The following is a 731-nucleotide window of genomic DNA, read 5'->3' as shown; positions in this document are numbered from 1 at the left end:
CTGCGGGGCCTGCGAACGGGCCTGTCCGGTGGGCATCAACATGCGGCTGTTGACGCGCAAACTGGAAAAGGACTGCCAGAAACAGTTCGGCTGGGAGGCCGGTCTCTCCCTGGATCAGCGTCCGGCCCTGGATGTTTATCAGGCCAATGATCCGGGAGACTTTATTAAGTAACAAAGGGGTAAAAAACATGACGCTGCTAACGATTGATAAACAAGAATGGACGCAAGGTTTGGCGGCCGCGGCGGATCACTACCGACTGTTCGGGCCGGTGCGGGAGAAGGACCGGCATGCGTTCAAGGCCCTTGCAAAAGGCCAGACCCCGGACCTGGACCTGGTCAACACCCGGCTCTCCCCCAAGGACTTGATCTTTCCCCAGTCCGACGTGATCCTGGAATATTCGCTGGACGAATCCAATGATGATCACCATATCATGAAAGCGCCGGCCAGGGATGACGCCCCGCGGGCCGTGGTGGGCATCCGGCCCTGCGACGCCAAGGCCACGCAACTGGTAAAACTCAACTTCGACGCCCCGGACGTCAAGGATCCCTACTGGCTCGGGGCGTTTGAGGCCACCACCTTTATCGGCATGGCCTGCGATACGCCGCTGTCCACCTGCTTTTGCACCAGCTGCGGCTGCGGGCCCTACCATGCCGAAGGCCTGGATATTCTCATGATGGCGCAGGCGGACGGTTACCTGGCCAAGGTGTTTACCGAAAAGGGCAAGGCCTTT

General features: G+C 59.6%; 1 pseudogene. It reads left to right on the top strand.

Annotated elements, in window-relative coordinates:
• Window positions 1–188 precede the first annotated feature (188 nt).
• Window positions 189–731, top strand: a pseudogene (locus JCM12296_RS35360) (4Fe-4S dicluster domain-containing protein); the annotation flags it as partial.

Source organism: Desulfosarcina cetonica JCM 12296, assembly GCF_001311845.1.
GTDB lineage: Bacteria > Desulfobacterota > Desulfobacteria > Desulfobacterales > Desulfosarcinaceae > Desulfosarcina > Desulfosarcina cetonica.
The sequence above is the reverse complement of the archived record's forward strand: the minus strand, read 5'-3'. Positions and strand labels throughout refer to the sequence as shown.